Raw genomic sequence first — 8,332 nt, 5'->3', positions numbered from 1 at the left:
TCATGCGACCAATCCGGCACCGACGCTTCTCCTCGATACCCGGTGCGCACCGAGTTTCCCGCAGAAGCGATGGCACCGATTATGGAAGAGGTTGAGAGGGCGTGGACAAGAATATCGAGGGGTTCTTGTTGAAGTGACCGGAGTCAACGGCTTGGCAGAGCGAAGGAGGCCGTTTGATCCACGATTTCTTCTCGCCCGCCAGCGTCAGCGCGCTTGTTGCGGACGGGATCCCGATGAACAGACGCTCCCGAAAATACTCCCGGCCGTGCTGCAATGTCGGATTTCCGTCGCGATGATCGTCCTATGATGGGAACCGTGATCGATCCCGCACCCCAGCCATGGAGCACGTCATCATGCCAAGCGCAGCGAAATCCTTCTTCTGGTACGAGTTGATGACCACCGACGTGGACGCCGCCGAGGCGTTCTATACCAAAGTGATCGGCTGGAAGGCCGAGCCGTTCGACGGTGGGTCTGCGATGCAGCGATATGTCGTCGTGAAGGTCGGCGACAGGGGCGTCGGCGGGATCATGGCCTTGCCCGAAGAAGCCAGGAATATGGGCATGCCCCCGGCCTGGGTCGGTTACATTCAAGCCGACGATGCCGATGCCACGACCGATGCGGTCAAAAAGGCGGGCGGCAAGGTGCACCGCGAGCCATCCGACATTCCGGGCGTCGGCCGTTTCTCCGTCGTTTCAGACCCGCAAGGCGCGGTCTTCATGCTGTTGCAGCCGAACGGCCCCGACCAGCCGCCGGTCGCCATGGGTACGCCCGGCCATATCGGCTGGCGCGAACTTTACGCCAATGACTGGCCTTCGGCGCTGGAGTTCTATTCCGGCCAGTTCGGCTGGGAAAAAGACATGAGCGTCGACATGGAAGAGATGGGCATCTACCAATTGTTCTCGGTCAACGGCGAACAGAACGGCGGCATGATGAACCGGCCGCCTCATCTACCGGTGCCGGTGTGGCAGTTCTACTTCAACGTGCCCGCCATCGACGCTGCCGCCAAACGCGTGACCGACAATGGCGGCAAGGTGGTGTTCGGACCAATGGACGTGCCCGGCGGCCAGTGGGTAGTGAATTGCACCGACCCGCAAGGCGCGCATTTTGGCATGGTTGCGCCGATGCGGTAGGTCAGGATCGGGCGGCCAGGCGCAACTTCGTTCGGGCCCCGGAACTGCCATGTTCTCAATATGTTGCGCCGAAATTGAGAATCAGCACATCAGGATATTGGGCGGAGCGCTCGCTCCGCCCAATTCGTTAACATCCAGTGCAAGATTCCCTTTATCAATTGCGCCTAAAGCTGCAGCATGTCTGCGTACAGTTTTAGTCGAATTGTTCCTGTCCTTGCCCTGCTGGCGCTTGCCGCCTGCGCGACGCCGCCGCGCCACATCAACAATGTCTGCGCCGTCTTCGACCAGCGCGACGGCTTCATCGGCGACTGGCGCTCCGCCGCCGAACGCACCGAGCGCAAATATGGCGTGCCGGTGCCGGTGCTGATGGCGACGGTGCGCAAGGAATCCGGCTTCAAGGGCAATGCCAAGCCGCCCCGCACCAAACTGCTCGGCTTCATTCCGTGGAAACACCAGTCCAGCGCCTATGGCTACTCGCAGGCATTGGACGGCACATGGAACCAGTATCGCACCGAGACCGGCAACTTCGCGGCCCGCCGCAACAGCTTTGCCGACGCCATCGACTTCGTCGGCTGGTATCACGGCAAGACAGCCGACACGCTTGGCGTGGCGAAAAACGACACCTACAATCTCTATCTCGCCTATTATCTCGGCTGGAACGGCTACCGGCAGGGCGCGTGGCGCAGCAAGCCCGGCATCGTGAAATACGCCCGCGAAACGGACACCATGGCCCGCAATTACGCTGGGCAATTGCAGAACTGCGAGTAGTCGAGGCCGCCGCTACCGCCCCAAGTGTTTGTTTTCATGCATGTCGTTATCCCGAAACCGGTTCCCACTTTCGGGCGACATGCATCAAGCTACTTGTCTTTCGCTGGCTTTGGCTTGACCTTGCTGCTGCCTGCGGAACGTGACGCCTTTGACGTTGCCGGCTTCCCGTTTGCTTGACGCTCGGCGGTTTCATCCCGACGCTCGTGGGTGCGGGCGCGCGCCGTCGCCTTGCGCTCGATTGCCTTGCCTGCCGCCTTGCCGACCTCAGGTGCGACCCGCTTGCCGCGCGGCCGCTTCGGCGCATCGTGGGCCGCCGGTTCATCGGCCGGCCGGTCATCCAAATCCTTCGGCAGATCGCTGGCGGGCGCGGCCTTGTCGTCGCCGTTCTCAAAGCTGATCACCGGCTCCATTTTTGCCAGAACCTCATCGGACAGCCAGCACAGGCTCTTGTGGCCACCGCCGAGTTCCTTCACCGGCGGCACCTGCGTCTCGCACAGATTGTCCGGCACCAGGTGCTTGTAGCGGCAACGGGTCTGGAACGGACAGCCGCTCGGCGGGTTCATCGCGGAGGGGATGTCGCCTTCGAGCACGATGTGCTTCTTGACCACCGACGTGTCGGCGATCGGGATCGCGGACAAAAGCGCCTCGGTGTAGGGATGGTAGGGCGGCGAGAAGATCTGGTCGGTGGTGCCTTGCTCGACGATATAGCCCAGATACATGACGACGACGCGGTCAGCGATGTAGCGCACGACCGAAAGGTCGTGGCTGATGAACAGAAGCGTCGTCTTGTTCTTGCGCTGGATGTCCATCAACAGTTCGGTGACGGCGGCCTGCACCGACACGTCGAGGGCCGAGACGGGCTCGTCCGCCACCACCACCCTGGCATTGCCGGCAAAGGCGCGCGCCACGCCGATGCGCTGCTTTTGGCCGCCGGACAATTGGCGCGGCTTGCGCTCGGCGAAAGCGCGCGGAAGCTTCACGAGATCCAACAGTTCCAGCATGCGCTGCTTGCGATCGGCGACGGTGTTGCCGACGTGGAATTTCTCCAGCGTGCGGACGATCTGCGAACCGACGCTGTGGCTGGGGTTCAGCGTATCGAACGGGTTCTGGAACACCATCTGGATGGACGATACCGTTTCGACATCGCGCCTTTCGATGGATGTCGACTGGATCTCGGTGTTGCCCAGCGATACGTCGCCGTCGCTTGCCGTTTCCAGCCCGAGCAGGACCTTGGCCAGCGTCGACTTTCCACAGCCGGATTCACCGACGATGGCGACGGTTTCGGATTCGCGCGCCTCGAAGCTGATGGTTTCGTTGGCCTTGACGGTGCGCCCCTCCCCGCCGCCGAATATCCCGCCCGCGCCGACCTGGTAATATTTCCTGAGGTTGTCGACCTTGAGCACCGTGGCGCCGGGCTTGACCGGCTCGCTGGTCTTCTTGGCCCCCGGCGGGAGCGCTTCCCAGTCGATCTCGTTGAAGCGGACGCAGCGGCTGAAGTGGCCTTCGTGTCCCTCGACCTCGATCATCGGGATTTCGGCCGCGTTGCACACGCCTTCGACGAAGTGGTGGCAGCGCGGGCCGAAATTGCAGCCCTTCGGCCGCTCGTGCGGCAGCGGCAACTGGCCTGGAATGGCAATCAGCGGACGCGCATTCTTGTCGGCGCCCGGCAGCGGAATGGACCGGAAAAGCCCTTGCGTATAGGGGTGGCGCATCCGGTCGAACACGTCCTTGATGCGGCCGGTTTCGACCGCCTCGCCCGAATACATCACCGTGATCCTGTCGCACGTCTCCAAGATAAGGCCGAGATTGTGCGAGACGAAGATCATCGACGTGCCGAAGCGCTGGCCCAGCCCCTTGACCAGTTCGACGATGCCGGCCTCGACGGTGACGTCGAGCGCGGTGGTCGGCTCGTCGAGCAGAAGCAGCGCCGGGTTCGACAACAGCGCCATGGCGATGACGATGCGCTGCTGCTGGCCGCCTGAAAGCTGATGCGGGAAGGAGCGCATCATGCGCTCGGGGTCCGGCAATTTGACCGCCCGCACCATCTCCAGCGCACGGCTATGGGCCTCCTCCCTGGAAACCTTGTCGTGGATCAGCGGCACTTCCATCAGTTGCTGGCCGATCTTCATCGCCGGATTGAGGCTCGCCATCGGTTCCTGGTAGATCATGGCGATCTTGTTGCCGCGGATGGAGCGCAGTTCGTCTTCCGACAACTCGCCCATGTCGCGGCCCTGGAACTTGATGCGGCCGCCGACGATCCTGCCGACATTGGAAAGGTCGCGCATGATGCCGAGCGACACGGTGGACTTGCCGCAGCCGGATTCACCTACGATGCCCATCGCCTCGCCGGGCATGACGGTGCAGGAAAAGTCCATCACCGCTGGTATTTCGCCCTTGCGGGTGAAGAAGGAGATCGACAGGTTCTCGATCTCGATGATGGGCTTGGCATCGGCTGTGTTCGTGGCTTTGACGGCTTCGTTCATGGCTGACGCTCCTCAATCCTTCATCGACTGCTCGCGCAAGGAGTCGGCCAGGAGGTTGAGGCCGAGCACGAACGACATCAGGGCGATCGTCGGCGGCAGTGCCGGATGGATGGTCTGCCGCAGCAACCGGCTGGCGTCCTTGATCGCCGTGCCCCAGTCCGGGCTCTCCGGCGCCAGGCCAAGGCCGAAATAGCCCAATGTGCCGAGCAGGATGGTGGTGTAGCCGATGCGCAGGCAGGCATCGACGATGAGCGGCCCGCGCGCATTGGGCAGGATCTCCCACAGCATGATGTACCACGGGCTCTCGCCGCGCGTCTGGGCGGCGGCGACGTAGTCGCGCGTCTTGATGTCCATGACGAGGCCGCGCACGATGCGGAACACACCGGGCGAGGAAGCGAACACCACCGCCACGAAGATGTTCAACTGGTTCGGAGCGATGCTGACGATGTCCAGCGGGTCGGCGTCGAACACCAGCCCGGCATAGACCCAGCCGCCGATGACAAGCGTCAGCCCGAGCAGGATGTAGAGCCGGTCCGGCCTGTTCTTGTAGCGTGTCCAGAACAGGACGCTGAAAAAGACGATCGGGAACAGGAAGAACACGCCGGCCAGTCCGTAGGGAATGGGCGTGTCCATGATGCCCGGCGTCACCAGCAGGTAGAACAGGAGGATGACGGGGAAAGCCAGTACCAGGTTGGCCAGGAAGGACAGGATCGAATCGATCTTGCCGCCGTAATAACCGGCCGGCAGGCCGAGCGTGATGCCGACCATCAGCGCGAAGCCCGTTGCGGCAGGCGCGATGATCAGCACGATGCGGCTGCCAAATACCATGCGCGAGAAGACGTCGCGAGCAAGCTTGTCGCCGCCGAAGAGATAGACCTGGCCCGAATTCGCATCGATGGCCCCCGGCAAGGCATCCTTCATCACCGGTATCTGCGCCAGCGGATCGAAAGGCGAGACGGTGGCGGAAAAGACCGCCGTGAACAGCCAGAACAGGCAGATGCCGACGCCGGCGAGGCCGACGCCGCTGTCGTAGAGCTGGCCGTAGAGGCCGAGCCGCCGCCTGGCCACATAACTTGGCACCATCACCACGGCCAATGCCAGCCACACCGGCCAGAAGCGCACCAGCACCCCGACGATTATCTGGAAAGCGCCGACATATTCGATCTGCATCCTGAGTTCTCCCTATTGAACCCGGATACGCGGGTTGAGATAGGCGTAGCCCACGTCGGATATGAGTTGCGTTATCAAAACGATGAACACCGACACCAGCGAGCAGCCGAGCAGGAGGTCGATGTCGTTGTTGCTGGCCGCCTCAACCAAAGTGTAGCCGAAACCCTGGTAGCGGAACATCACCTCGACCACGACGACGCCGGTGAGCAGCCATGGAAACTGCAGCATGATGACCGTGAACGGCGCAATCAGCGCGTTGCGCAGGGCATGCTTCATGACCACCGCCGAGAAACTGAGGCCCTTCAGCCGCGCGGTGCGGATATATTGCTGCGTCATCACCTCCACCATGGAGGCCCGCGTCATGCGCGCGATGTAGCCGATGCCGTAAATGGCCAGCGTCATCACCGGCAGCGTGAAATTGTAAAAGGTTATGCCGCGGGAAGCCGAGGCGGCCGAACCGTTGAACCAGCCCAGCCACGACGCAAAGATGACGGTGAATATGACGCCAGACACATATTCAGGCGTCGCTGTCGAGGCGATCGAGGCCACCGAAAGCGTTCGGTCCGTTCGTGACCCCTCGCGCATGCCGGCCAGCACGCCGATCAGCAGCGAGATCGGCACCATGACCGCCAGAACCCAGAACATCAGCACCCCGGTGGCACCAAGCGCCGGGAACAGCTTCTTGGCCACCGTCTCCCTGAATTTGGTCGAGCAGCCGAAATCGCCTTGCAGGACGCCGGAATAGACCGGCACCGCCGGGTCATCGCAGAAGGTAAAGCGCGCCGTCGGATTGCCCGTGGCCGGGTTAATGATCGGCTGCTTCTTGACCACGCCGATCCACTGACCGTAGCGCACGAAGAAATTCTGCCGGTAGCCGTTCCGTTCCAGCCACTTTTCCTGGTCGGCGCGCGTGGCGCGCATGTCCATCTGGCTGAGTGCCAGCTTGGTGAGGTTCGGTTCCAGATTCACCATATAGAAGACGACAAGCGTCAGGCACAGCATCGTGACGGCCATGACCCCGAGGCGTCGCAACATGAAAATGAGCACGGTGCTACCTCTCATCCGGCGGGGTGATTATCGTTTGCGAACGGGATGGGGCCGCGCGGCCCCATCCCGTCGACGCCGATCAACCCTCGTCGAGCCAGACCTTCTGCAGGTCGAGTTCGAACATCGGATGCATGCCGTGGTTCTTCACCGCCGGCACGGAGTGGTCGTAGAGCTTGCGCCAGTACGGCTGGATGAGAATGCCCGAATCCTGGATGATCTGCTCGATGTCCTTCATCACCGTCTTGCGCTTTTCATTGTCGCCGATGGTCAGCGCCTGATCGATGAGCTTGTCGAGATCGGGATTTGAGTAAGCCGTCTCGTTCCAGCTGCCGCCGGTGCGGTAGGCAAGCACGATGACCTGGATGCCCAGCGGGCGCATGTTCCAGTTCGTCGCCGAGAACGGATACTTCGTCCAGTCGTTCCAGAAAGTTGAACCGGGCAGCACGGTGCGCTTGACCTTGAAGCCGGCGTCGCGCAACTGGGCCGCGACGGCGTCGCAGGTGTTCTTGTGCCAGTTTTCGTCGACCGAGATGATCTCGTGCTCGAAATTCTCCTGGCCCGCTTCCTTGATCAGCGCCTTGGCCTTTTCCACGTCGCGGTCGAAGGCCGGGATTTCGGCCCAGTCGGGCTGGATCGGGGCGACGTGGTAGTTGTCGGCCTTGGTGCCGGCATTGTTGATGCCAAGCTGCAGGCAGACATTGTTGTCGACGGCGTACTGGACGGCCTGACGCACCTTCTGGTCGTCATAAGGCTTGTTGGCCACGTTCATGCGCACCGTAAGCGTGGTCGAGGTGCCGACCTCCGACTTGACCAGGTCCATGCCGTCGAGGATGTCGACATAGTCGGCCGTGGTCTCGTAGTTGGTGTGGATTTCCCCGGCCTCGAAGGCACTGACCTCGGCTGACGGATCGGTGCCGTAGTCGATGAACTCGATGCCGTCGAGATAGGCCTCGCCGCCCCACCACTGGCCGTTCTCGCGCCGCTTGTAGACGACGCGGTTGCCGACGTCATAGGATACCAGGTCGAAGGGGCCGGTTCCGATCGGGTTCTTGACCCAGTCCGCGCCGGTTTCGTCGAAGGACGGATGCACGAGCAATGCCGGATAGTCGGACATGCCGGCGATGATCGTCACGTCCGGCGCCTGCAGCTTCAGCTTCACCGTATGGTCGTCGACCTTCTCGACCGCGCCTTCGCGCAGCTTCTTGGTGTCCGGATCGATGAGCGAGGCGAGGCGCTGCGTCATCGAGTTGCCTTCGACCGTCTGGTCGCACCAGCGGCCCATATTGAAGATCACATCGTCGGCGCTGAACTTGTCGCCATTGTTCCAGGTGACGCCCTGACGAACATGGAAGGTATATTCCGTTGCGTCTTCGTTGACCTCCCAGCTGTCGAGCAGGCGGCCTTCAAACGTGAATTCGCGCGTGAACTTGACGAGCGGCTCCAGCGACTGGCGCATCGCATTGGCGATTTCCGACCAGTCCGCCAGCCGTGGATCCCTGTTCGCCTTGACGAACATCGAAACCTTCAGCACCCCGCCCTTCTTCGGCTCCTGGGCCAAAGCCTGCGTCGGCGCGGCGATGCCCAGCATGCCGTAGGCCATTGCAGTCGAGGCGCCGAACATGCTGGCCAGCGCCAGGAATTCGCGGCGGTCCATTCCACCCGCTTTGGCGTCCTCGGCCATTTCCACGATATGAGCCGGAACTTGGTCGCCGTTACTTTTGTAGGTTTTCATTT

Annotated in this window: 6 protein-coding genes; 2 read left to right on the top strand and 4 right to left on the bottom strand. The window is 62.1% G+C overall.

The window, feature by feature from the left end:
• Window positions 1-353: 353 nt before the first annotated feature.
• Window positions 354-1,130: a VOC family protein gene (locus ASD64_RS16950; RefSeq protein ID WP_056107612.1), complete on the top strand. Its 777-nt coding sequence runs from the start codon at window positions 354-356 to the stop codon at window positions 1,128-1,130.
• A 177-nt stretch (window positions 1,131-1,307) separates the two neighbouring features.
• Window positions 1,308-1,898, top strand: a complete 591-nt coding sequence (locus ASD64_RS16945) for a hypothetical protein (protein WP_056107287.1) — start codon at window positions 1,308-1,310, stop codon at window positions 1,896-1,898.
• 89 nt (window positions 1,899-1,987) lie between these two features.
• On the opposite strand, the gene ASD64_RS16940 is transcribed toward ASD64_RS16945, so the two are convergent.
• The 4 genes from ASD64_RS16940 to ASD64_RS16925 form a co-directional block, all read right to left on the bottom strand.
• The gene (locus tag ASD64_RS16940; protein ID WP_082550029.1) at window positions 1,988-4,381 is read right to left on the bottom strand and encodes an ABC transporter ATP-binding protein; all 2,394 of its coding nucleotides are present in this window, start codon (window positions 4,379-4,381) and stop codon (window positions 1,988-1,990) included.
• A gap of 12 nt (window positions 4,382-4,393) precedes the next feature.
• Window positions 4,394-5,551, bottom strand: a complete 1,158-nt coding sequence (locus ASD64_RS16935) for an ABC transporter permease (protein ID WP_056107284.1) — start codon at window positions 5,549-5,551, stop codon at window positions 4,394-4,396.
• Window positions 5,552-5,563: 12 nt separating this feature from the next.
• On the bottom strand, window positions 5,564-6,565 hold the full coding sequence (locus ASD64_RS16930; RefSeq protein ID WP_056107281.1) for an ABC transporter permease: 1,002 nt from the start codon (window positions 6,563-6,565) through the stop codon (window positions 5,564-5,566).
• A 112-nt stretch (window positions 6,566-6,677) separates the two neighbouring features.
• Complete coding sequence (locus ASD64_RS16925) at window positions 6,678-8,330, bottom strand: ABC transporter substrate-binding protein (RefSeq protein ID WP_056107278.1); 1,653 nt, start codon at window positions 8,328-8,330, stop codon at window positions 6,678-6,680.
• Between the last annotated feature and the right edge of the window lie 2 nt (window positions 8,331-8,332).

The sequence above is a fragment of the Mesorhizobium sp. Root157 genome (genome assembly GCF_001427385.1).
Classification (GTDB): Bacteria; Pseudomonadota; Alphaproteobacteria; order Rhizobiales; family Rhizobiaceae; genus Mesorhizobium.
The sequence above is the reverse complement of the archived record's forward strand: the minus strand, read 5'-3'. Positions and strand labels throughout refer to the sequence as shown.

Bases quoted from the DNA above. Each gene is read 5' to 3' on its own strand.
- ASD64_RS16950 (WP_056107612.1), top strand. From the start codon at position 354: ATGCCAAGCGCAGCGAAATCCTTCTTCTGGTACGAGTTGATGACCACC.
- ASD64_RS16945 (WP_056107287.1), top strand. From the start codon at position 1,308: ATGTCTGCGTACAGTTTTAGTCGAATTGTTCCTGTCCTTGCCCTGCTG.
- ASD64_RS16940 (WP_082550029.1), bottom strand. From the start codon at position 4,381: ATGAACGAAGCCGTCAAAGCCACGAACACAGCCGATGCCAAGCCCATC.
- ASD64_RS16935 (WP_056107284.1), bottom strand. From the start codon at position 5,551: ATGCAGATCGAATATGTCGGCGCTTTCCAGATAATCGTCGGGGTGCTG.
- ASD64_RS16930 (WP_056107281.1), bottom strand. From the start codon at position 6,565: ATGGCCGTCACGATGCTGTGCCTGACGCTTGTCGTCTTCTATATGGTG.
- ASD64_RS16925 (WP_056107278.1), bottom strand. From the start codon at position 8,330: ATGAAAACCTACAAAAGTAACGGCGACCAAGTTCCGGCTCATATCGTG.